The organism is Bacillus glycinifermentans, assembly GCF_001042475.2.
Lineage (GTDB): Bacteria > Bacillota > Bacilli > Bacillales > Bacillaceae > Bacillus > Bacillus glycinifermentans.
The window spans coordinates 102898-125197 of record NZ_LECW02000022.1 but is presented as its reverse complement, the minus strand read 5'-3'; the positions used below and the strand labels follow the sequence as shown (position 1 = coordinate 125197).

The 22300-nt window shown below is 49.0% G+C and carries 20 protein-coding genes and 1 pseudogene; 8 read left to right on the top strand and 13 right to left on the bottom strand.

All coding sequences use genetic code 11. From position 1 onward, the window contains the following. The first annotated feature begins 2 nt into the window (after positions 1–2). Positions 3–440, top strand: coding sequence for a GNAT family N-acetyltransferase (locus AB447_RS14395; protein WP_048354810.1), 438 nt, complete (start codon positions 3–5; stop codon positions 438–440). 43 nt (positions 441–483) lie between these two features. Here the strand turns inward: AB447_RS14395 and AB447_RS14390 are convergent, their stop codons facing one another. From AB447_RS14390 to pdxR, 7 genes are all read right to left on the bottom strand, one after another. Beyond that, positions 484–2298 carry an IucA/IucC family protein gene (locus AB447_RS14390; protein ID WP_048354811.1) on the bottom strand — a complete coding sequence of 605 codons (1815 nt, stop codon included), beginning with the start codon at positions 2296–2298 and terminating at the stop codon, positions 484–486. Between the two features lie 16 nt (positions 2299–2314). Beyond that, positions 2315–3658 (bottom strand): lysine N(6)-hydroxylase/L-ornithine N(5)-oxygenase family protein, encoded by a 1344-nt coding sequence (locus AB447_RS14385; RefSeq protein ID WP_048406696.1) that lies wholly within the window; start codon positions 3656–3658, stop codon positions 2315–2317. Further along, complete coding sequence (locus AB447_RS14380; protein WP_048354812.1) at positions 3633–4187, bottom strand: GNAT family N-acetyltransferase; 555 nt, start codon at positions 4185–4187, stop codon at positions 3633–3635. The genes AB447_RS14385 and AB447_RS14380 overlap by 26 nt, the downstream gene beginning before the upstream one ends. After that, complete coding sequence (locus AB447_RS14375; RefSeq protein WP_048354813.1) at positions 4180–5949, bottom strand: IucA/IucC family protein; 1770 nt, start codon at positions 5947–5949, stop codon at positions 4180–4182. Before AB447_RS14375 ends, AB447_RS14380 begins: the two co-directional genes overlap by 8 nt. Then, positions 5949–7457 carry a pyridoxal phosphate-dependent decarboxylase family protein gene (locus AB447_RS14370; protein WP_048354814.1) on the bottom strand — a complete coding sequence of 503 codons (1509 nt, stop codon included), beginning with the start codon at positions 7455–7457 and terminating at the stop codon, positions 5949–5951. The genes AB447_RS14375 and AB447_RS14370 overlap by 1 nt, the downstream gene beginning before the upstream one ends. Further along, positions 7441–8787, bottom strand: a complete 1347-nt coding sequence (locus tag AB447_RS14365) for an aspartate aminotransferase family protein (protein WP_048354815.1) — start codon at positions 8785–8787, stop codon at positions 7441–7443. Before AB447_RS14365 ends, AB447_RS14370 begins: the two co-directional genes overlap by 17 nt. Before the next feature lie 271 nt (positions 8788–9058). Further along, the gene (gene pdxR, locus AB447_RS14360; protein WP_048406698.1) at positions 9059–10498 is read right to left on the bottom strand and encodes a MocR-like pyridoxine biosynthesis transcription factor PdxR; all 1440 of its coding nucleotides are present in this window, start codon (positions 10496–10498) and stop codon (positions 9059–9061) included. Between the two features lie 134 nt (positions 10499–10632). Here pdxR and AB447_RS14355 point away from each other — a divergent pair, with 134 nt between their 5' ends. From AB447_RS14355 to AB447_RS26885, 5 genes are all read left to right on the top strand, one after another. Continuing rightward, on the top strand, positions 10633–11241 hold the full coding sequence (locus tag AB447_RS14355; RefSeq protein WP_048353363.1) for a LysE/ArgO family amino acid transporter: 609 nt from the start codon (positions 10633–10635) through the stop codon (positions 11239–11241). 124 nt (positions 11242–11365) lie between these two features. Then, the gene (locus AB447_RS14350) at positions 11366–12841 is read left to right on the top strand and encodes a spore germination protein (RefSeq protein ID WP_048353362.1); all 1476 of its coding nucleotides are present in this window, start codon (positions 11366–11368) and stop codon (positions 12839–12841) included. A 4-nt stretch (positions 12842–12845) separates the two neighbouring features. Beyond that, a complete protein-coding gene (locus tag AB447_RS14345) occupies positions 12846–13964 on the top strand; it encodes a GerAB/ArcD/ProY family transporter (RefSeq protein WP_053075371.1) in 1119 nt (372 codons plus the stop codon). Next, on the top strand, positions 13961–14788 hold the full coding sequence (locus tag AB447_RS14340; protein WP_241494778.1) for a Ger(x)C family spore germination protein: 828 nt from the start codon (positions 13961–13963) through the stop codon (positions 14786–14788). Before AB447_RS14345 ends, AB447_RS14340 begins: the two co-directional genes overlap by 4 nt. Further along, positions 14754–15044: a Ger(x)C family spore germination C-terminal domain-containing protein gene (locus AB447_RS26885; protein WP_232517648.1), complete on the top strand. Its 291-nt coding sequence runs from the start codon at positions 14754–14756 to the stop codon at positions 15042–15044. Before AB447_RS14340 ends, AB447_RS26885 begins: the two co-directional genes overlap by 35 nt. Positions 15045–15084: 40 nt before the next feature. Here AB447_RS26885 and AB447_RS14335 read toward each other — a convergent pair whose 3' ends face one another. The 4 genes and pseudogenes from AB447_RS14335 to AB447_RS14320 form a co-directional block, all read right to left on the bottom strand. Next, positions 15085–15759 carry a class I SAM-dependent methyltransferase gene (locus AB447_RS14335; protein ID WP_048353360.1) on the bottom strand — a complete coding sequence of 225 codons (675 nt, stop codon included), beginning with the start codon at positions 15757–15759 and terminating at the stop codon, positions 15085–15087. Between the two features lie 169 nt (positions 15760–15928). Next, positions 15929–16248 (bottom strand): annotated as a pseudogene (locus tag AB447_RS27275) (LacI family DNA-binding transcriptional regulator); the annotation flags it as partial. A 29-nt stretch (positions 16249–16277) separates the two neighbouring features. Then, the gene (locus tag AB447_RS14325; RefSeq protein ID WP_048353358.1) at positions 16278–16850 is read right to left on the bottom strand and encodes a GNAT family N-acetyltransferase; all 573 of its coding nucleotides are present in this window, start codon (positions 16848–16850) and stop codon (positions 16278–16280) included. A 34-nt stretch (positions 16851–16884) separates the two neighbouring features. Next, positions 16885–17748, bottom strand: coding sequence for an AraC family transcriptional regulator (locus AB447_RS14320; protein ID WP_048353357.1), 864 nt, complete (start codon positions 17746–17748; stop codon positions 16885–16887). 120 nt (positions 17749–17868) lie between these two features. On the opposite strand from AB447_RS14320, the gene AB447_RS14315 reads away from it, so the two are divergent. Further along, the gene (locus tag AB447_RS14315) at positions 17869–19209 is read left to right on the top strand and encodes an MATE family efflux transporter (RefSeq protein WP_048353356.1); all 1341 of its coding nucleotides are present in this window, start codon (positions 17869–17871) and stop codon (positions 19207–19209) included. A gap of 39 nt (positions 19210–19248) precedes the next feature. On the opposite strand, the gene asnB is transcribed toward AB447_RS14315, so the two are convergent. After that, positions 19249–21090 (bottom strand): asparagine synthase (glutamine-hydrolyzing), encoded by a 1842-nt coding sequence (gene asnB / locus AB447_RS14310; RefSeq protein WP_048353355.1) that lies wholly within the window; start codon positions 21088–21090, stop codon positions 19249–19251. A gap of 161 nt (positions 21091–21251) precedes the next feature. Between asnB and AB447_RS14305 the strand changes: the two genes are divergently transcribed. Continuing rightward, on the top strand, positions 21252–21818 hold the full coding sequence (locus AB447_RS14305; protein WP_048353354.1) for a DUF2777 domain-containing protein: 567 nt from the start codon (positions 21252–21254) through the stop codon (positions 21816–21818). 38 nt (positions 21819–21856) lie between these two features. Here AB447_RS14305 and AB447_RS14300 read toward each other — a convergent pair whose 3' ends face one another. Further along, the gene (locus AB447_RS14300; protein ID WP_048353366.1) at positions 21857–22225 is read right to left on the bottom strand and encodes a YisL family protein; all 369 of its coding nucleotides are present in this window, start codon (positions 22223–22225) and stop codon (positions 21857–21859) included. Positions 22226–22300: the final 75 nt, after the last annotated feature.

Genomic DNA, 22300 nt, shown 5'->3' with positions numbered 1-22300 from the left:
ATATGGTCGAAGTGAAAGAAATTACGGCAGAGAAAACGTATGACATCAGGCATCGCATTTTGCGGCCGAATCAGCCGGCCGATGCCTGCCGCTATGAAACAGATTTGCTTGACGGGACATTTCACCTCGGCGGGTTTATCGACGGGACATTAATCAGCATCGCTTCTTTTCACAAATCGCCCCGCTCCGATCTTGAAGGCGTCCTTCAGTATCAGCTGAGAGGAATGGCAACGCTTGAAGGCTTTCGCAAGCAAAAAGCGGGAAGTGCGTTAATCCGCCATGCGGAAGAGCGCCTCCGCGAAAGAAGAGCGGACCTTTTATGGTGCAATGCAAGAACATCGGTAAAGGAGTATTATAAAAGGCTCGGTTTCAGCGAAAAGGGCGATGTTTATGAAATACCCCATATCGGCCCTCATGTATTGATGTATAAAACACTATAAAAAAGCCCCGCCGCAGGCGGGGCCCAGGAAGCCGCAAACAGTATCAGAGCTGTGCGGCTTCTTTTTTGAATTGGGTAAGCGCGTTTGTCACCTTTCCGAATTCGGACGCATGCGGACGGTCATCTCCGTCCCTGTAGCCGTAGTCAACCATCCGGTTCCGGTTCAGGCAAAGCTTCGTCAGTTCGGGCTTGAACAAGTCAAACAGCTCAAAGCGCTCGCGCAGCTCAGGGAATTTTCGCTGATAATCCAAAATGGCGTCAGCGAGCGCTTTCCAGAGGCGCTTTTCCGGAAGCAGATCATGATTTTCCAAAATGTTGGCCACATACCGCAAATGGCAGATGAAGAGCCCCGTGAAAATGAACTGCACGAGCCCTTCCGGCGGCTCGCTTCTAAGAACCGCTTTTAAATCATCCGTCAAACCGGCCAGCTCTGGCAGGGGCTGGTCGCTGATGTTAACGTCATCGACGAAATCTTTGATCGCGAGCCTGTGAGGCTTGCAGCCTTTTAAAACGAGAATCGTATTTTGTCCGTGCGGCGAGAAGACAGTGCCGTACCGGTACATAAAGTGAAGCAGCGGCGGCATCATCGTTTGAAAAAGCTGTCCGGTCCACTCTTCTGCCGACAGCCCCGACTTTTCGATCAGGCATTTGATAAAAGGAACGCCGTTTTGATCGGCATATGTCAATGATGCAAGTGTCACAGGGTGCTCTCCTTCTTCCATATACGTGTAAATGCTTTCTCTGAAGATGGCGCCGAGCATTTCCAAATATTGATACGGCGCTTTTTCAAGAGAATGATAGTATGGATGGTTCACGTTCAGACTCGCATTCTCCCCCGGGAGAATGACCCTGCATTCTTCTCTTAAAAACGGATCGTGTTCGGCGATCCCTTTAATATGCTCCGTGATTTTCGGCGCAATGACCGTCCGCTCTGAAGGGAGCCCCCTGTATACGAGCGTGTTTAATATGCTCATCGGCAGTTTGATATGATGCTTTTGTTTATGGGTGATGTTTGTAAACGTTCTGATCGATTGCTGCGGCAAGTATTGGTCCTTCCCCTCTCCTAAAGGGATGATCGCGCCCGATGCAATCTCTTCGGGAAATTGCTGAATGATCGCGTTTGTCCACTGCCATTCGTGGACCGGCAGCAAATAGTAGTCTTTTGGCTCGGCACCCTGTTTTTCTATTATGTTTGCAAACTGCTTTAATGTCACTTGATCAAGCTCTTCATTGATCAGCGTGTCATAATCGAGCCCGTCGACCGAATGGAACGTGGCCGATTCTTTATGAACGGCGATCCACAAAAGCTGCACCGCCTTCCGGTTTTCCGGGGCGAAGCGGAGGTAGTCGTCATAGCCAAAGCCGATCCTTCCTTTATTGTAGACAATCCACGGATGGCCGGTCATTTCCCCTTCGATCACGGCATAATCGGCTTCTGTCAGCTCGTCCGCCGAAAGCGCATCCTTCGCCAGCAAATGTGCGTCGGCAAGCAGCGTATGGTTGAACTCTTTGATTAAATGACCCGCCGTATCCGGACTCATCGGAATATGCGGCTGAATGTCGAGAAGAAACTCTATCGCGCTTACATCGCTCGTCCATTGTCCACACCTTTGCACTTCGATCGAGTCAGACAGCGCTTCAAAGCTGTCAAACATGCGGCGCTTCGCTGAAAACCGGTACGCTTTGTCTTCTGACGTCCGCAGCTCATAGCGGGAAATTCCGTTTTTTTCCTCAATTAAAGACGGTTTGATGATATCCTCATACATGTATTCGGAAAGCATTTTCGCAAGCAGCCGCTGATTGACTTTTTTCCATCTGTCCTTATGAAGCACCTTGTTCAATTCGTCTTTAAACAACATGAAAAACGCCTCCTATTCAGCCGTTTGGCACGGCTGCTTTCTCTTTGCTCCCCGTTCCGAACGTCTGAAAGACCGTTTTATGGCTGACGGGGTATACTTCTCTTCCGGCAAGCTGGTTGATGATCACGGAGTTGCGGTAGGCGCCGAGCCCCAAGTCAGGGGCTCCCACGCCGTGTGTATGCAGCTCCCCGTTTTGCACAAAGATGCGGCTGTCCGTTTTGGCCGTTGTCTTCAGCCGGTAATCGCGCGTAACGGCGAAGCGCCCGCTGTCATCCTTTTCGATCAGGCCGTTTATCGGAGCGAGAAATTCCGGCATTCTTTCTTTATAGCCCGTCGCCAGGATGACGGCATCAGCCCGGCGCTCGAACCGTTCTTCATTCACGCGGTGCGAGCAATGGAGAATAAAGCTGCCGGCGGCGCGCTCGATGCGCTTGACCTCTGTCATCGATTGCAGGTCAAAGGCGGCGGCGCGGCCGGCGGCTGTGCGCTCATACAGCAGATGATAGATGTCTGAAATTGTCTTCGCGCTGATTCCTTTGTAGAGCAAGTCTTGTTCTCTGAGCAGCTCATCTTTTTTCCATTGCGGAAGCTGATAGAAAAAATCGATATAATCCGGCGAAAAGTATTCAAGGCCGAGATTCGAATATTCCATCGGAAAGAAGCCTTTTGAGCGGGTCAGCCAGCTCACATGCCGGGCGCAGCCGCCGGCTGCCAGATCGTAAAATATTTCCGCCGCGCTTTGGCCTGAGCCGACGACGGCAACCGTTTTTCCCTTGAATCCATCGCGTTTTTTCATTAAATAGTCGGAAGAGTGGAATACCTCGCCGCCGAGCGCATCCCTTAAAGGTTCCGGAACGTGCGGACCGGTCCCGATGCCGAGCGCGATATGCCTGCTGAAATAGACGGATTCGGCTCCGTTCGTTTGGTCGGCGACCCGCACTTCGTAGACAGCGCCGTTTACTGTTTCAACCAGGGCTATGCTCTCAACGTTCATGCCGAAGCGGCAGGAATCGAGGCTTTCGGCAACCCATTGGCAGTAATGGTTATATTCCGCTCTCGGAATTTTGAAATTTTCCAAAAAGTAAAACGAGTACAGCCGGTTATGCTTTTGGAGATAGTTCAAAAAGCTGTATTTGCTCGTCACATCGGCCATGCTTACCAAGTCGGCCAAAAACGGCACCTGCAAGGTCGTCCCTTCGATCAGCAATCCGGGATGCCAGTTAAAGCTGTCGTTCCGTTCAAAAAACAGCGCATCGATCTCAGGCACGGAATCAGCTAAAGCAGCGAGGCCGAGATTAAAAGGCCCGACGCCGACGCCGATCACATCGTATACATCATTTTGTTTGCATGTTGAGTTCATGTCTTTTCTCCTTTTCAAAAAAGCGTTTTCGATCACAAAACATCAATAGTCCGGTTTTATCGGGAAGGGTTACGGGTTTGACCGGCCGGAAGCCTGCTTTTTCAAAGATATGAATCATTTTTTCATTGCGGATATCCGGCTCTGCGATCACCTTCTCCGTCTCAGGCGCCTCAAATTGCTGCCTGACCATCGCTTCCAAAAGCGGGAGTGCCAGCCCTTTTCCCAAATACGCCTTTTCCCCGATTAAGAGGTGGACGCCCTGATCATATGGCGCATTGTCATAATGGTGTTCGATGATGTCCCCTTTGACCCAGTACGATTCCCAGTAGCTCATCGGCACGCCGTCAATACAGCCGATGTACAGCGTCTGATGAGGGTCTGTGATCGCTTTGTGAAAATGCGCCTCAAATTTCGGAAACGGCATATCCAAATGCCAAAACGGGATCACATGCTCTTCTTGCATCCAGCGATATACGAGGGATACGTCCTTTTCGTAATCAGCCTTTCGAAACGTGATTCTTCTACTCATGGACGGCCGCCGCCTCCCTCAGAAGCGGATTTGCGACAGACGTGTAGCGGGACTGCGTTTCAAGCGAACCCGTCAGTTCATCCATGTCGTAAAAGCGCGTCAAGAGGTTTGCTTTGCACGGAAGCGCCGGAAAGCGCAGCAGGCTGTCCGTCAATTCGGTGATACCGTACGTTTTCTCCGCTTCTAAAAGCCGTTCCCTGATCATCGCGAGCAGTGCTTCTTCCTTGATCAGTCCTTCCGACCCGAACCCGTTCACAAGTCCAAACAAGTGGTTGAAGAAGAAATAATAACGCAGCCTTTCGACGGCAACCCCGTCTGAGCAGATCGTCTCGCTTTTTTCGCTTAAATCCGGGGCAAGTCCGGAAAGAATGTGCGCCTTTGATTCGCTGTAGTAATAGCCCTGGTTATCCCTGTAATAAAACGTTTCAGGATAGCCGTTTTTCAGGCGAATGACGGCATTTTGCTGGTGGGCTTCGATCGCAAGGCCGTATGTTTCAAACAGCCATAAGACAGGCTCAAACGAAATGGACAAATACTTGTCAAACCAATCGGCGCTCACATCCTCTGTCGGCCGTCCTTCCCGGGCTGCCAGCGTTTTGATGATCGAACCGAGCCTTGATTCTTTTCCGTATGCATGGTCCTGGCATAAGCCGGCGACAAGTGTTGCGGAACGGTCGTCTTCATAAAACGGGTTTTCCCTGATCACGACTTCAAATCCGGACTCTCCGCTTTCTCCTTTGATTGAAAGGTAGGCCGGGTCCTTGATCACGCGGAATCCGGGAAATTTGTCCTTCAGTCTTTCACCGAGCTCTGTTTCGAGAAGGCGCGCCATCTCAACGCCCCTGTCAAGTTCCTTTTGCTTGTTGATACGGAGCGAATTCGTGATTTTGATCGGGACCGAAAATTTGTACATAAACCTCGAGCGTTTGCTGTATACTGTGCGGACGGAGGAGGTCGCCGTAAACGTCCGTCCTTTTGCTCCAAGGTATGTAAGCATTCCTTCATCGATCAGCCTTTTGACGAACGGTTTATCCAACAAGGCTTTTGCCTGCAGGGGATGTGCCGGGATCAGCACAAAATCGGGGTTCCTTGTTTCTTTTTCAAGCCATTTTTTATCAACGGATGGGTCGTTCCCCAGTTCTTCTTCAATTAACAGCGGCGCTTTCGTGCCTGCGGCTGAATCATGAAGCACGAGTGAAGCATGCGCTTTAAAGTAGTGAAGCTGAAACTCCCCCTTCAATTCGGGAGAAAAGATTTTTTCTTCTTCATCGGTCATCCCCTGTCTGCTTTTCGGCGTCGGGTGCATGAGATGTCCCAAAAGAAGCGATTGCTCAGCTTCGATAAAGGAAAAGTCAGGTGCGTTCAGCTCTTCCTGATCATTCGCCCTTTCTTCGACATAGCGACGGATATTGCGGCAGCTCAGCACCACCCTGAGCATGAATTCATCCTCTGCGCCCCTGTTGTTTTGCTGAAGAAGCAATTCTTTTGACGCGAGGGCGACGAGTGTGACGTAGTCGAGCGGAAGCTCTTTTCCGTCCCCATTTATTTTGTAATAAAGCGGAAAGGAGAACAGGTGCCTCCCCGTTTCCGACCAATATTTCACAGGGGCGATCAGCTCGATTTGCTGATGCGCAAGCGGCACAATCAGTATCTTCCCGGATCCGGTCCGGGTTTCTGCCGCATTGATACCGGTCTCCCGCAAATAGCAATTTAAAAAGCTTTGCATCGTAGCATGTTCTGCAATTTCTTGATAAGACCCCATCATTTTACCCTCCTGCTTTTCAAATATAAGCCTGCAAGCTTTTCGATCTCGCAAAGAACGTCTTCAATGTCATAAAGAGCTGTTCTCGGATTAAGAAGCGTGAATTTTAAGTACGTTTTCCCGTCTGCAGTCGTTTTAGCGATGACGGCCCGTCCGGTTTGAAACAGTTCCCGGTGGACGTATTTGTTTACATCATCACTTTCTTCGTCATCGTCTCCGGCTAGATAGCGGAAGACGACCGCGTTCAGCTCAGGGCGCGGATTCAGCAGTTCGAAATGATCGTTTGCCGCAATCCTTTGCGCCGCGGCTTCTGCTAAGCCGAACGTTCCGTCAATCATTTCGGCAAATGCATCTTCGCCGAGGACGCGCAGCGAGATCAACAGCTTTAAAGCATCAAAGCGCCTTGTCGTTTGAAGCGACTTATTGACGAGGTGTACGAGACCGTCCGCTTCATCCTCCTCAGGATTCAAATAAGCGGCATGATGATCAATAAAGCGGAAATGCCGCCTGTCCTTCACGAGAAAAGCCCCGCAGCTGACCGGCTGGTAAAACAGCTTGTGGAAATCAACGCTGACAGAATCGGCACGCTCGATTCCGGCCAATTTATCGCGCCGCATTTTACTCATGATCAAAGCGCCGCCGTATGCCGCATCTACGTGAAGCCAAAGGCCGCTTCTACCGGCCGCATCCGCGAGCTCTGACAGCGGGTCAATGCTTCCGAAGTCGGTCGTTCCGCATGTCGCAACGAGCGCAAACGGATAAAGACCGGAGTCTTTCAGCATGTCTGTTTTCTTCTGTAAATCGAAGAGGCACATCCGCTTGTTTTCATCCGTGTCGACAAGGACGACGGCACGCTCGCCCAATCCCAGCTGTGAAGCCGATCGTTTCACGGTGAAATGGGCGTCCTTTGAACACAGTATCCGCAGACGGTCTGCTTCAGGAGGCAGTCCGTCTTTTTGCACATTCCAGTTCCACCGCTTTTCGCAATACGCATCGCGCGCCAACAGCAGCCCCATGTGATTCGACTGCGTCCCGCCGCTCGTAAACGTTCCGTCCGCTTCCATGCCGTAATGAAATTTCCGGCAGAGCCACTGCACCATTTCCTCTTCGATCAAGGACGCTGCCCCGCTTTGATCAAAGGAATCCATCGACAGGTTCATGACGCTGATCAGCATTTCCGCTGCCACAGCCGGAATCACAGGCGGACAATGAAGATGCGCGATGCATTTCGGATGCTCAACACGGATGCGGTGCGGCAAGCAAACTTCCTTTAATTGTTCAAGAACACGCTCCAGCGGCTCGCCTGATTCGCGAAAAGAGCATGTTTTTTTGATGAGATCGTGCAATTCGCGCGGCATGTTTCCGCTGTACGGATCCGCGTCCCTCTTCCATTCGTCCGACAAGATGTGCACAACGGCCTCAACTGCTTTCCGGTAGGCTTCGATTCCATGTTCGCCGCCGTGCATAAAGAGGGAATCGAAGATTCTCTCCTTACTTGACAGTTTCATAGACAGCCTCTTTGAAAATCGCTGTGATGTCGTCGATTTGCTCTTCCGTCACGATCAAAGGCGGCAAAAAGCGGATGACGCTGCCGTGGCGGCCGCCCGTTTCGACGATCAGGCCTTTTTCAAAGCATTTTCTTTGGATCTTGGCTGCAAGCTCCGGATCGGCCGGCGGGGTGCCGGCAGCGCTTTGTTTTTGGAGCGGGGAGACGATTTCTGCTCCGATCATCAGGCCCCGACCTCTGACATCGCCGATTTCGGGAATATGGCGCTGTATGTCCTGTAAATGCTGCATGAGCTTGGCGCCGACTTTTTCCACGTGTGACAGAATGCCGTTTTCTTTCATGTATTTTAATGTTGCCGTTCCGGCCGCCATTGCCATCTGATTTCCCCTGAATGTGCCGATGTGCGCGCCCGGGGCCCACTGGTCTAGATCCCGGTCATAGACGACGACAGACAGCGGCAGGCTTCCACCGATCGCTTTCGACAGGACGATGACATCAGGTATGATACCGGCGTGTTCAAACGCAAACATCTTTCCGGTTCTGCCGATGCCGGTCTGCACCTCGTCGATGATCAGCGGGATGCCGCGTTCTTTTGTGATTCTCCTCATTTCCCTGATCCATTCGGCACGCGCCGGGACAGAGCCGCCTTCGCCTTGGACGGCTTCAAAAATCATCCCCGCCGGAGGCAGGATGCCGCTTTCAGGATCGTCAAGCACGTTTTCGATATATGCGCTTGACAGGCGGTGAGTCTCCTCCCCGCCGGCTCCAAACGGGCAGCGGTACTCATAAGGGTATGGGAGAAAATGAACATCCGGCATCAGCCCCTGGACGTTTTCTTTCGGTGACAAATTGCCGCTTAACGCCATCGTTCCGTGAGTTGCCCCGTGGTATCCGCCTTGAAACGACAGAATGCTTCTCTTGCCTGTCGCCGTTTTCACAAGCTTGATTGCGGCTTCAATCGCATCGCCGCCTGTCGGACCGCAAAACTGAATCTTCGCCCGCTTGGCAAATGATTCGGGAAGGCTTGCAAACACTTCGCTGATGAATTCTTCTTTTATTTCAGATGTGATATCAAGCGTATGCAGGGGACGCTTTTCATCGATCATTTTTTGAATCGCTTCAATGACAACTGGATGATTATGACCGAGCGCAAGCGTACCCGCACCTGCCAGGCAGTCGTAATACTGCTTTCCATCCGCATCCGTCACGAAAATGCCTTCGGCCGTTTGCATGGCAAGCGGAAACCGCCTCGGATATGAACGCGCATTTGATTCTCTTCTATTTTGCTGCTCCAAAAACACTCGATTTTTAGAACTGGTTTGTACAGGCATGAAAAGCACTCCTCCAATTGATAAAGATTATCATTTTCAATGACAAAAAAAGTGTATATTTTGTGACGCAGGCCTGTCAATAACATTCAGAAAAATGTGATATTTCTCATAAGAAGGCGTCTCTTTTCTTTGCTGATATTCTTAATACGAATCAAAAGTCATTTTATAATGGAAATTACTGTTTTTTACCACTGGCTTTTAGACCTGAATTGGAGATTGCGTGTTGGAGAGGAATAGGCCGGCTGGCCTGCCGGCCTTATGAAGGCGTTCGTCACATCAGTTCCCGCGCCAGTTCCGCAACCGTTCGGATGCCTTTTTCGAGATCGGATATAGAGGCGTAGGAGTAAGACAGTCTGATGCTTTGTTTTGCTTCTTTATCATAAAGCGTCCCAGGGTTGATCAGGACGTTTTTCTTAAGCGCCCTTTCGAATAACGTATTGAGCGGCAGCGGTTTATGGAATGTGACCCAAATGTAAAATCCGCCGCTTGGCTTTTCCCAGGTTGCGATCGCCTGGCAATGGGCTTTGAGACTGCGGAGCGCTGCATCACGCCTGATTTTCAGCTTTTTTCTGATCGTGGCGAGGTGTTGTTCGTAAAGGCCGCCCGCAAGCCATTTAGCGGCAGCCCATTGGGAAAGCGAGCTTGAGCCGTAATCTGTCTGCATTTTAATGTCAGCCAGCCTTTCGATGACGGGCTCGGGACCTGCGACCCAGCCAATGCGCAGACCTGGGCTGACGGTCTTTGATAGCGTCCCGACATAAAGGATGCTGCCATCCTGATCAAAGGCTTTCAGCGGCGGCGGCGGCGGACCGTCGAGCCATAAATCGCCGTATGCATCATCCTCGATGATCGGAAGGGAGTACGCTTTGCTGATTCGAATCAGCTCTTTTCTTCTGTCTTCCGACATTTGTCTGCCCGTCGGGTTGTGGAATGACGGAATCGTGTACAAAAGGTCTGCACCGTATTGCTTTTTGCATGCCGGGATGAATGCGGGATCAAGTCCACTTTCATCGACCGGGATCCCGAAGAGCCTCATCTCCATCGATTGGAAAACGTGCAGCGAGTACAGGTATGACGGCCTTTCCGTGAGCACGGCCGATTTTCGTTTCAGAAGGCCGATCGCGATGAGCTGCAAAGCCTGCAAGGCGCCGGAGACGATTAAAATCGAGTCCGGCGAGGTATTCACCCCTTTTCGCTTTAGATGCTCTGCCACCGCTTCCCTCACATAGCGGTTACCTTTCGGCTCTTCATAGCCGAGCGACAGTTTTTCAGCTTCGGCACCTGCGAGAACCTCTTTCATTTGCCGGTAAGGCAAGAGCTCAGGCGACAGTTCTCCCGTTCCGAGCCTGATCATGCCTTCATTGAATTCCTGCCGGTTGATTTCCTGAATCGTCGTCGAATTCGGGCGGTGAATCCCCGACCGGACATAGCTTGTCCAATCGAGCGGCCGCACGGCGGAGAGGCTTTTCCACGTATGATTCGTCACTTTTGTTCCGCCTCCCCGCTTTCCTTCAAGAAGGCCACTCGCGGTTAATTCGTCAATCGCGGCGGTCACCGTGCTCCGGTTAACCCGGAAGATATCGGCAAGCTTTCGCTGGGAAGGGATTTTCGTTCCGGCCGGCCATTCTCCTTTTACAATTTTTTCTTTGATGATCTGTTCGATTTGCTGATACAGCGGAATTTCTGAGTTTCGGTTCAGCCGATTGTTCATGCGTCGTTTTCGCTCCTTTTTTCAACTATATCATTTGGCTGGGCACCTATACCATCCAAATGGCTGGAGACAAGATCCGCTCCCCGCACTACAATAAAACAGACATTTTTTGATGAAAGGAGTTTTTGCTAACAATGAACGCAGCAATTCACGGAATGATTCTCGCTTTTGGGCTGATTTTGCCCTTAGGCGCGCAAAACGTTTTCATCTTTCAGCAAGGCGCGGTTTCACAAAGCTTTTGGCGGGTGCTGCCGCTTGTCGTTTCCGCTTCATTATGCGACACGCTGCTCATTATCGTCGCGGTCACAGGCGTTTCCGCGGCTGTCGCCGGGATCCCTGCCGTAAAGGTTGTCTTGATTGCAGCAGGCACTTGCTTTCTGCTTTTTATAGGATGGGTCACATGGAACAGCAGGCCCTCCGGGGAAGACACCGGTTCTTTAGGCATGACGGCGAAAAAGCAGATCGCTTTTGCGGCGGCCGTATCCCTTTTGAACCCTCATGCAATCCTTGATATCGTCGGGGTGATCGGTACCAATTCGTTGACATACGACGGCCGGGAAAAATGGCTGTTTACCGGATCGTGCATCTTCGTTTCGTGGATATGGTTTACCGGACTCGCCTCAGCAGGGCGAATCCTCAGGAAGCTCGATTCACGAGGATCCGTGCTGATCTTCTTTAATAAAAGTTCCGCTGTCATGATGTGGGTGCTCGCCGTTTATCTCGGCGCCTCATTATTTGTTTAAACCCGGGGGCTTCCCCGGGTTTCGCGGTTTAAGTCTCCTGTATAAATTAAGCTTTGGAGAGCACAATAAACATATCTGGAAAGCGCCGGAAACCATTTTGATCAATCGCTGATGAGGGATGCCCATGTTTCGAAAATACAGACTAACGACGATAGATCACATCTCAGGTGCAAAAACCGCTCTCAGTACTGAATCCGTTCAAGAAGCAATCAAAGGCATGGCAGATGCCAAAGTGGAAGAACATGAAACGGAAAGCGGACAAAAAGCCGTATTTTACTTTATCAATACGATCATTGACGGGGGTCTCCTTCAGCAAGCGATTATCAAACCCCTTATCAACTGTTCGGAAGAAACGGTATACCTCTCTTTAAAAAGCTTGGTTTCAAATGTTTTGCATGTTGAATCTTTTGCTGAAGCTAAAGAGCAGCTGATGTCAGGATCTGTGTTGATACACGATCCGCTCGAGCAGCAGTGGTTCGCGATACCGGTGGAAAATCAATTGGGGCGTCCAATTGAATCTTCTCTTACGGAAACGGTAATATACGGGCCAAAAGACAGCTTTACTGAACAGATCGGGATCAATTTGTCTTTGATACGGAGACGGCTGCCTTTGACAAATTTAAAAACGGAAAGCTTAACAGCCGGAACATTGAGCAAAACTTCTGTCATGATCGTCTATATTGCCGGGCTGACCAACCGTGAATTTGTAGAGGATGTAAAAAAAAGGATTTCGGAGATCGATTTTGATACGGTCTTTGATTCTGCTCAGCTTGCAGAACTAATTGAGGATCACCATTATTCGATCTTCCCGCAGTTTCAGCAGACAGAGCGTCCGGATATTTGCGTGTACAATTTGAGCATCGGCAAAATCACCATTTTGGTCGATAATACACCGTACGCACTGAATGCGCCGATTACGTTTTTTCACCTTTTCCATTCGCCTGAAGACTATACGATCCGCTGGCCGATATCTAGCTTTCTCAGGTGTCTTCGTTATTTTAGCTTTTTTCTGTCAATCATGTTGATCCCTATTTATGTGGCGTTATCGACCCATCATTATCATATGATCCCTCTGCAGATTCTTTTTGTTTTGATCGAATCGCGAAGCAAGGTCCCGTTCAACCCGTTTTGGGAAGCCGTCCTTATGCTGATCGTCATCGAAATCATTAAGGAAGCAAGCGTGCGTATGCCCGTCAAATCAAGCTCGACATTGGGGGTCATTTCCGGAATCATCATCGGAGAAGCAGCAGTTCAAGCCGGTTTTGTCAGCAAAGTTTTAATTGTTCTTGTCGGAATTTCAACGGTCGCTTCCTTTTTGGTGCCGAATTACATGGTGGCAAAAGGCTATACATTAATGCACTTTATCATGCTCGTGTTAACGGCTTGCCTCGGCTTTTTCGGAATGATCTTCGGGCTGATCGCGCTGTTTGTCCATTTGAATGGACTTACCTCTCTGAAACAGCCTTATTTTGCGCCGTTTTCGCCTTTATATTTGCGGGATTGGCTCGATCTGTTCATCCGCAGTCCGCTGATCTGGCTGAAAAGGCGGCCGGAATTTTTACATCCCCTTCATAAATGGAGATTCGGCAAAAGGAGATGATCGGGTGAATCCTTTCACGTTATTTAACAAGACGCGGCCTCTTGACGGCCTGTATATGATCTTTATCACCAACCGGATGCAGGTTCTTTTCTTTATCCTGGTCCTGCCGATGTATTTGGTTCACCCTTACATGATCTTCATCTTGATTGCGATCGGGATGCTGTCACAGTTGAATTTGGTTATTTTATCCAAGATCTTAAGGTCATATCCTGCTGCCAAGGGATATGAAGGCTTTGCAGAGCTTTTCGGCGAAAGAAAATTCCGTTTTTTCGTTTTGATCGGCCTGCTTCAGCTGTTCGTCAAAATCATGATTATGGTCGTCAGCTACGCAGAAAGCGTCCGTCACTTTATTTTTCCGGCTATCAATATTAATTGGCTTGTGCTGTTTATTATTTTAATCGGCGGTTATACGGCTTCCCGCGGGATGGAAAATACGATGAGGTTTGTGATCATTGCGTTCATGTCGTCATTTTGGATCGTTTTTTTGTTTGTCAGATTCTATGTCCCCCCGATCGCTTCGCTGAATGATTTATACCCGCTCATTCCGTTTGAATGGACCAGGCAGTCATGGAAAGCGCTGCTTGTGACCTGGTCTGCGTTTTCAAGCCCCGAATATCTGATTTGCCTGGCGCCCTGGTTCAGCAAACATACGAAAGTGCTGAAATGCTTAACGATCGGAAATGCGATTTCGCTTTTTGAATATTTGCTGCTGTTCATAGCATCATTATTTTTTTACGGTTCTTCTTATTTGCGCGAAACCCTTTTTCCGGTAATCAACATGCTGCGCTATTTGCAATCGCCGGTCTTGGAACGAATCGATACCTTGTTGCTGTCGGCTCATATGTTTCATTTCGCATTCGTCATTGCAATCTTTCTGCTATGTTTCTACGGAGGAGTGCGCATCCTGCTGAAAAGAGTTTCAAAGCCGGTGACGAGAAAAGGATTTTGCTCAAGCATCCTTTTCATTTTGGCAGGCACACTCGCATTAAGCACATGGTTTTGGAAAACCGGCGAACAGCAAAACATATGGTTTTTGCTTGAAGTATCGATCGGAGCCGTCACTTACACGCTGGTTCCTTCATTACTCGTCATTGCCGGCAAGCTAAAGGGGCGTATGGAATGACACAAAGAAAAGCTGCTTTATTATGCATTGCGATCACTTTTATATTAGCGGCACAGGGATGTTCTCCATTTGTTGAAAACAACGAGATTGAAGAAGTCTCGCCCGTCACGTTTTGGTTCATAAAAGAAGCGGGTAACGGAAAGCTGTCCATGAGCACGCTCGTCCCGCCGGTTGGATTTGAAGAAAGGCGGATATTTAATAAAGAAGTCAAAATGGTCAAGCAGTTTGGAAAAAATTTCGACTTAAATTACTATAACGAATTAAAAAACGGACAGCTCCGGATGGTTATGATTGAAGAAAGGCTCGCCAGGAAAGGGATTTTAAAAATCGTGAACTCTCTGCTATCCGATGCGAAAATCGGCCCGCGCCTTTACCTCATCGTTGTGAATGGAGATTTTGACAAATATATGACCAATGCACTAAAGGAAAGCAAAAAGTTTGATTTCTACCTTTATCAGACATTGCGTCATTATGAAAAAGCAAGCCAGGGAGAGATGAGCATCGTCAATCTGCACCACTTCAAAAATCAGCTTTATACTCATTTTTCTGATCCGTATACACCGATGTTTCAAACAGATGGATATCATTTCAAATATGAAGGCACCGCCCTGTTTCAGGATGATAAACTGGCAAACATTATTTCAGGAATCGATGATCAAATCTTTCAGATCATCAACAATAATCGATATCTCAAATATTTGCCCCTTCCCGGGCATTCGATCGTGCTTGGCCAGGCACGATCGGCGGTCTATTTCGAATTGAACGAAAAAAAGACAGCGTTAACAATGAATGTCAATGTTAACGCCCGGAATCGAAGAATATGACGGAGAGAAAAACCTCCAGGATCAAAGGGAATTCGACATGCTTGTCCAAGATATCGAATCTGAGTTGGAAAGGCGGACAGCCGGTCTGCTGAAAAAAATGCAGCAGATCAAAGCGGATCCTCTCGAAATCGGCGGTGAAGCACTGTTCCCGTTCACAAAGCCGATGAGCGATGAACATTGGGAGAAATTATGGAAAAACATGGATATTAAAGTTCGTTATCAAGTGAAACTCAGACCGATTACAAACACGCAATGAGTTCGTTTAAAAATGTCAAAAATCACAATTCAAGTCCGTTTTAACCGATCGGTTTGTTTTCCCAGACGATCCCCATCGCCCAGCCCATCCGGCGGAATGTGCAGCCTGGAAGCAATGGTCCGTAAAGATCGTAGTATGCTTGTTCTGAAAGGTATTTGTCTGCCGCTAAATGTTCAAGCCACGGTTTTGAAGTCTGATGCCTGAACACTCTTGCGGCACTTTTTATTCCGAATGTAAAACAGTTGGGGAAAAATTCTTGAATCGCTCCCAGCACGTACACATACGCGGGCGGCGTCTCAACCTCTGATACATTATCGATGATGACGATCTTTCCGCCTGGATGCAATAATTCTTTCATTTTGCAGATCACATTCGGCACATCCTCCAAATGATGAAATGTCGTCCTGCTGACAATGAAATCAAAGAGATGGGGAAATCGAAGCTCACTCGCATCCATTTTCAAATATTCGGTATTGGGGCGCCGGCGTTTATGCCTGGCGACCTCCAGCATTTCATTTGATATATCAATGCCAATCACATGATCAAAATGACCGGACAGCTCGTGAACGAGCAAGCCTGTGCCGCAGCCAATATCTAATGCCGTCCCCTTTTTTAAAGGCATGTTGGAAAGAAAAAATGAATGATCATTCAAAAGGCTTGCTGCGAAATCGTATTCTTCAGCGACTTTATCAAACTGAACGCCGGCTGTACCCATCTATATCCCCCTTGTCAGAAAACCTCCAACGCGCGTGTCTGGAGGTCCATGCACCGATTCTTTTTTAAAGAATACGAATCAATCGATCATTTGTTAAGGGTCCGCGGGATTGTTCACATTTATGTTTCCGCGCCAGATCAGCGTGCCCCGCCCTTTCGCCTCAGTACTAAAAATATTTTGTCTCTTTTTTCGGATCCCTGTCCGTGGAACACATGATGATGCTGAATCCGATCTCATCCGCTCGTTCTTCCGCGCTTTTGGCCGGTTCGCCGAAAAGGGACTGGCGATATCAGGCGCTGAAAGCCGATGATATTCGTCCGCTTCCCGGGCTGATGCATGGACATGCGGCTGATAATCGAGGTTTTTCATAACTTCGATTACTTTAAATCTTGTCGATTAACTGATTCTCCCGGTGTTGTTGATCACGCACGACATCGTGGAAATCGAAACGCCGGCCGCTTCTGCCACATCGTAAATCGTTATTTTCATATTTCCTCTCTCATCCGTATTCCATCTCGTCATTTATTATAGCGGCAGCCTTCACCGTAAATATGCTCCCACTCTTCCCGCAAGATTCCGTATCTGATTGAATCATAGTAAACCCCATCGTAATACCTGACTTTTCGAAGCCGCCCTTCCAATGTAAAACCCGCTTTTTCCGCGCACTTCATCATCCGCGCGTTCCCGGACCACGTCGTCATTCCGATTCTCGCAACCTCGGTGTTTTCAAACAAATAGCCGACCCACAGCTTCACCGCTTCAGTGCCGTATCCGCCGTTCCAAAACTGTGGATCATAGATGACGATGCCGCATTCAAGCCAGCGGGTCGGCCTGCATTCCCAATAATAAGAAATCGTCCCCTTAAACCGTCCGTCGATCTCTATCGCCGCATAACGGGGCGGCTTTTCTTTCAATAGCGGCACGAATGATTCGGCAAAATATTGATACGGCTCAGGCTGGAGCGGAAAATAAGGCGCATCCCACTTTTTCCATTCAGGTTTTTTTGTCCCATAGATCATAGTCCATAACTCAGGAACGTCATCCATCGTAATCTGACGCAATTTGACTTTATCGCCGCATATAGAGTTCACGCGTTTTTTCCTCCGATCCGTTTTTTCCTATACCTTATTCGATATTCCTCTTGATCATCCTTCTGTACTCGACAGGCGACATGCCTTCCATCTGTTTGAAAAGTTTTGAAAAATACGTCGGATCGTCGATGCCGACTTGTTCGGCGATCGATGACATTTTGTCATTTGTCACCGAAAGCAGCCGTTTTGCTTCATGTATGCGCGCCTTGTTGGCATACTGCCCCGGCGTTTGGCCGAACACTTTTTGCATGCAGCGGGTGATGTAGTCCTGGTGGTAATGCAGAGCGGCCGACAGCTGATCCATGCTGAGCTTTTCTTTGTAGTGGCGGTCGATATAACGCTGCGCTTCCGCCGCCACCCGCTCATTCGCGGAAGGAATGCGGAAGGCCTCTTTTTGCAGGTGAATGAGCAGCTCTTCGAACAGGAGCTGCTTTCTGAGAGGCAAATCCGAATTTTCGGCGGAATCATCAAGCAAACTTCTAAACTGCTTTTCTATAAATGCCTTTTGATCGACTTTTCCTTTTCGCGGAAGCCTCAGGCTGTATAAAGGGGGCGTTTCAAACGTTCCGTGCTCAAGCTTGAGCACGGTCCAGTTCTCACCTCCCTGATCCGCCAATTCGTACGCCTCCTCCTGAAAGTGGAGCCAGAAATAATGGGTATCCTCCAGACAGCCCCGATGTCCGTAATGCTCAAGCCCCGGGATGAGGATGATGTACTCCCCCTCTGCGACGCGGAAGGGCTTGCCGCCTTCGGTCAAAAACAGCTCCCCTTTTATGACATATAAGAGATCAAAGACGGAATATTCGCGTTCCACGTGTTTTTCCCCTGTTTTGAATACCCCTTCCCCGCAGGTGATCAGAACAGGCAGCGGCGGAATCTTGAAGATGACATGGTCCAATGCTCTTCCCCCCTTTGATTTGGTCGGATTTCTCCAAAAAGTATCGGTTTCGTCTCTTTTTATTATAAAAGGATGGCGTTACACTATTAAACGGATTTTGAAAAGAAAGGGGTCACCGCCATGAAGAAAACAAATGTTCAAAACCTCTCTTTATTTGCCTTGACCTGGCCGATTTTTATCGAGGTTTCATTATATATGCTGATGGGAAACGCGGATACCCTGATGCTCAGCCAATATTCCGACGACAGCGTAGCGGCCGTCGGCGTCAGCAACCAAATGCTGAATTTGATCATCGTCATGTTCGGTTTCATCGCGACGGGCACCACAGTCATCATTTCACAGTTTTTAGGATCACGGCAGAAAGCGGAAGCGATGGATGTCGGGTACGTCTCCATCAGCGCCAATTTTATCATCAGTCTTCTGATAAGCGCAGCCATTTATATGTTTGCAGAACCGCTTTTATTGATGATGGGGCTGTCTTCGGAATTGCTCGATGAAGCGAAAATCTTTTTGCAGATCGTCGGTGGACTGTCCTTTGTCCAGGCGCTGATCATGACGTACAGCGCGATCCTAAAAAGCTACGGCCATACGAAGGATACAATGGCCGTCACGATCGGCATGAACATATTAAATATCGCCGGAAACTATCTCGTCATTTTCGGGCCGTTCGGCTTCCCTGTGCTCGGGGTTGCAGGGGTGGCGCTGTCTACTTCAACGGCCCGCGTCATCGGCCTATTGGCGATCGCCCTGCTTGTCAAAAAGCGCATCGGCATGCCGCTTTTATCAAAGCGCCTTTTCCTTATTCAAAAAGGCCATCTGAAAAAGCTGCTCAAAATCGGCATCCCTTCGGCCGGAGAACAGCTTTCCTATAACGCGTCACAAATGATCGTCACCTATTTTATCACGCTCATGGGTGCACAGGCGCTGACGACAAAAGTATATGCACAAAACTTGATGATGTTTATCATGCTTTTTGGAACGGCGATCAGCCAGGGAACGCAAATTTTGATCGGGCGTCATATCGGAGCCAAACAATTTGACGAAGCTTACAGCAGATGCTTAAAAAGCCTGTGGTGGGCGCTGGCGATTACGACATTCACCTCCATTCTGCTGGCCGTTTTTTCAAAACCGCTGATCGGCATTTTCAGCCAAAATCCCGATATTATCGCGACAGCGAGCATGTTAATCGTCATGACGATCATCCTCGAGCCCGGCCGTTCATTCAACGTGGTGATCATCAACTCGCTCAGAGCCGCCGGTGACGCAAAATACCCGGTCTATATGGCGATCATCTCCATGTGGGGAATCGGCCTGCCGATCGCATACATTTTCGGCATCCAGCTTGAACTCGGCCTTGCGGGAATTTGGTTTTCTTTTATTGCTGATGAATGGGTGAGAGGGATTATGATGTACAGACGATGGAGATCAAAAATATGGCTCCAAAAAGGATTTGCGGCTTGAGCATACAAAAAGCACCCGCCTCGCTCCGGGTGCTTTCTTCTAATCTTCGATATCGATTCTGTAGGTCTCAAACCAGGTATGGATCTGCGCAAGGTGCGCGATAAGCTGAGGTCCCTTCATCAACTGGCCGTACCAGGGAACCTGAAAAGACGCGCCCTCCGTTTCAATCAGCTGATCGAGCTTTTTTCTGTCCAAAAAGGTGTGAAGGGCCGAATCCTTCTGCTGAATAAGCGACGCGAGCCAGCGTTTCACCGCTTTTGTATAGGCCGGGTGATGCGTCTTCGGATACGGGCTTTTTTTGCGATATAAAATGTCGTCAGGCAAAATCCCTTCCAATGCTTTGCGGAAGACCCCTTTTTCCCGGTTTCCGTGCATTTTGTATTCCCACGGGATATTCCAAACGTATTCGACGAGCCTGTGATCGGCGAACGGCACCCTGACTTCAAGGCTTGCGCCCATGCTCATCCTGTCTTTCCGGTCAAGCAGCGTCGTCATAAACCAAAGCATATTTAAGTAAAACAGCTCTCTCCTTCTCTTATCCTCACCCGTTTCTCCGTCTAACACCGGCGTTTCTTTCACCGTTTCTTCATATTTCGCCGTTACGTACTCCTTGAGGCCGAGTTTTTTCTGCCAGTCGCTCTTGAGCAGCCCGATCCGTTCTTCCGTCGATCTCATCCACGGGAAACCTTTCACATCCTCAGCCGAGTGAAACCACGGATACCCGCCGAAAATTTCATCTGCACATTCCCCGGACAGGCTCACGACAAAATCTTTTTTGATTTCCCGGCAAAACCAAAGGAGCGATGAGTCAACATCGGCCATTCCGGGCAAATCTCTGACGATGACCGCTTCCTCCAACCAGCCGGCGAGATCCTCCTGGGAAATGACGCAGTTGTGATGGACGGTTCCGAATGCTTCCGACATTTTTCGAATCCACGGTCCGTCGGCGTTCGGCTGGAACAAACTCGAGGTAAAATACCGCTCATTGTCCTCATAATCGACCGAAAACGTATGGAGCGGCGCTTTACCTTCTTTTTCAAAATGTTTCGCGGCTGTCGCCGTGATGGCGCTTGAATCGACGCCGCCTGACAAAAACGTACATACGGGCACATCTGAGACAAGCTGTCTTGTCACGGCGTCTTCAAAAAGCGTTCTGACATTCAGAACAGTATCGGAAAAGCTGTCAGGATGCTTTTCGCTTTTGACATTCCAATAGCGCCAGACCGTCAAGCCGTCCTTTGAAAACAGCATGGCATGCCCCGGGCGGATTTCCTTAATCCCTTTAAAAACCCCGCTTCCCGGCGTTCTTGACGGACCGAGCCCGAATATTTCGGCAAGCCCCTCGCGATCAACCTTCGCCTTCACCTCAGGATGAGCGAGAATCGCCTTGATTTCAGAGCCGAACAGAAATGACGCACCGTGCTCGGAATAAAACAGCGGCTTGACCCCGAGGCGGTCTCTCGCCGCAAACAGAAGATCCCGTTCATCATCCCAGACAGCAAACGCAAAGATTCCGTTCAGCCTGTGGATGCACTCTTCCTTCCATTCCATATAGGAATGGAGCAGCACCTCTGTATCGGAGTGGCTCTTAAATCGATGCCCCATCGCCAGAAGCTCTTTTCGCAAATCCTCTGTATTATAGAGCTCTCCATTATAGCAAATCGTGTAGGTATGCCCTTGATGTGTACGGGTCATCGGCTGTCTGCCGCCTTCCAAATCGACGACAGCCAGGCGCTTATGTCCGAATAAAACGTGATCCTTTCCCCAAATGTTTGTATCATCGGGCCCTCTTTTCGAAAGCGTGTCAGTCATTTTCTCCATGACAGGCTGCTCTCGGACGAGCGGTTTTGTAAAATCCACCCACCCCGTTATTCCACACATTGTCGATCAGCTCCAATTCTAAGTTCTTTCTCTTTTTAGGCTCACTTCCTTTGTCACTTTACTTATTTTATGCACCTTACAATAATAGTTGAATTGTCCATCAGAGACTTGTATGAGACAAGCCCGTTTTGGAGAAAAAGAAAAAAGAAAGGAGACCAGCCATGGAAACGGAACGCGAGATGAGGATTTATGAAAAAGACCGCAAATGGATTTACGGGACGATTATCATGGACGAGGGAATCTGCCTGATCGAAAATGAAGAAGGTGATTTATTTCTGTTTGAAAGCCTGAGAAGCCCGGGGGTCTATATCGATCTCGGCGGAGAATGGGTGAAAGCGGAGCTCTTCGGCCGGTTCGCCGCGACAGAAAGATGCGGAAACATTCCGTTAACAGGCGGAGAGGCGATCCGCTATTTGAAAACGGTGAAACAGGCATTTTTGGATTTTTTATCTGATTTGGACGACGGGCAGTTTTATTCGTTTTTGGACCAGTTGAACAGCCTCGGTTTTTCTGTTTTTGACTGCGTCTACGCCTTCAATGGCTTAAGCTTTTCGGCAGACCCGGCAACAGCAAAAGGCGCCTCGTTTTATCAGTTTTCAAACGATGTAAAACAATGCGCGCTCCAGCATCATTACGAACGGACCGGTGAGAGGAAAGACAGGTTTGAATGGACAACTTCCGAGGGGATAAGAATCGTGACTATATCAGCATACAAACCCCCCTCATAAAAAAACACCAGCCCTTAAACAGAACTGGTGCAGTGCGCTTAAAAGGTTTTAAAGCCCAGAGGAAGACGGAGCCCGAGCGCGATCGTTAAAAGCAGGACGATAATGAAGCCGATCCAAATTCCGATGATCGGTTTTCCTTTTCTCTTGCGGATCAAGAGCATTTCCATCAATCCGACCGTCACAAGGCCGAGAACCGTCTTGCCTATGTATTCTCCTGTATATACATTCGTCCAGGCAGCAAACCTAAACAAGATTTCCGCTCCCGTTAAGATCACCAAAATATAGAACAAGCGAAGAACCATATGCGCGATTTTCGCGCCTCTTTCATTTTTGACGGCATAAAGCGCATAAGTAACGAACACTAAAATGAGCGCAATCACCCATGCCGTGATGTGCCAATGCGTCACCATATCGAATTCCCCCTATCAGATCAGGTATTGCTTTTATATTATCATGAACCCGTCCATTAAACAAAAAAATGT

What these genes read in the sequence shown, in the direction of transcription:
- AB447_RS14395 (WP_048354810.1), top strand. Translation starts at nt 3, where the DNA reads ATGGTCGAAGTGAAAGAAATTACGGCAGAGAAAACGTATGACATCAGG.
- AB447_RS14390 (WP_048354811.1), bottom strand. Translation starts at nt 2,298, where the DNA reads ATGTTGTTTAAAGACGAATTGAACAAGGTGCTTCATAAGGACAGATGG.
- AB447_RS14385 (WP_048406696.1), bottom strand. Translation starts at nt 3,658, where the DNA reads ATGAACTCAACATGCAAACAAAATGATGTATACGATGTGATCGGCGTC.
- AB447_RS14380 (WP_048354812.1), bottom strand. Translation starts at nt 4,187, where the DNA reads ATGAGTAGAAGAATCACGTTTCGAAAGGCTGATTACGAAAAGGACGTA.
- AB447_RS14375 (WP_048354813.1), bottom strand. Translation starts at nt 5,949, where the DNA reads ATGGGGTCTTATCAAGAAATTGCAGAACATGCTACGATGCAAAGCTTT.
- AB447_RS14370 (WP_048354814.1), bottom strand. Translation starts at nt 7,457, where the DNA reads ATGAAACTGTCAAGTAAGGAGAGAATCTTCGATTCCCTCTTTATGCAC.
- AB447_RS14365 (WP_048354815.1), bottom strand. Translation starts at nt 8,787, where the DNA reads ATGCCTGTACAAACCAGTTCTAAAAATCGAGTGTTTTTGGAGCAGCAA.
- pdxR (WP_048406698.1), bottom strand. Translation starts at nt 10,498, where the DNA reads ATGAACAATCGGCTGAACCGAAACTCAGAAATTCCGCTGTATCAGCAA.
- AB447_RS14355 (WP_048353363.1), top strand. Translation starts at nt 10,633, where the DNA reads ATGAACGCAGCAATTCACGGAATGATTCTCGCTTTTGGGCTGATTTTG.
- AB447_RS14350 (WP_048353362.1), top strand. Translation starts at nt 11,366, where the DNA reads ATGTTTCGAAAATACAGACTAACGACGATAGATCACATCTCAGGTGCA.
- AB447_RS14340 (WP_241494778.1), top strand. Translation starts at nt 13,961, where the DNA reads ATGACACAAAGAAAAGCTGCTTTATTATGCATTGCGATCACTTTTATA.
- AB447_RS26885 (WP_232517648.1), top strand. Translation starts at nt 14,754, where the DNA reads ATGTCAATGTTAACGCCCGGAATCGAAGAATATGACGGAGAGAAAAAC.
- AB447_RS14335 (WP_048353360.1), bottom strand. Translation starts at nt 15,759, where the DNA reads ATGGGTACAGCCGGCGTTCAGTTTGATAAAGTCGCTGAAGAATACGAT.
- AB447_RS14315 (WP_048353356.1), top strand. Translation starts at nt 17,869, where the DNA reads ATGAAGAAAACAAATGTTCAAAACCTCTCTTTATTTGCCTTGACCTGG.
- asnB (WP_048353355.1), bottom strand. Translation starts at nt 21,090, where the DNA reads ATGTGTGGAATAACGGGGTGGGTGGATTTTACAAAACCGCTCGTCCGA.
- AB447_RS14305 (WP_048353354.1), top strand. Translation starts at nt 21,252, where the DNA reads ATGGAAACGGAACGCGAGATGAGGATTTATGAAAAAGACCGCAAATGG.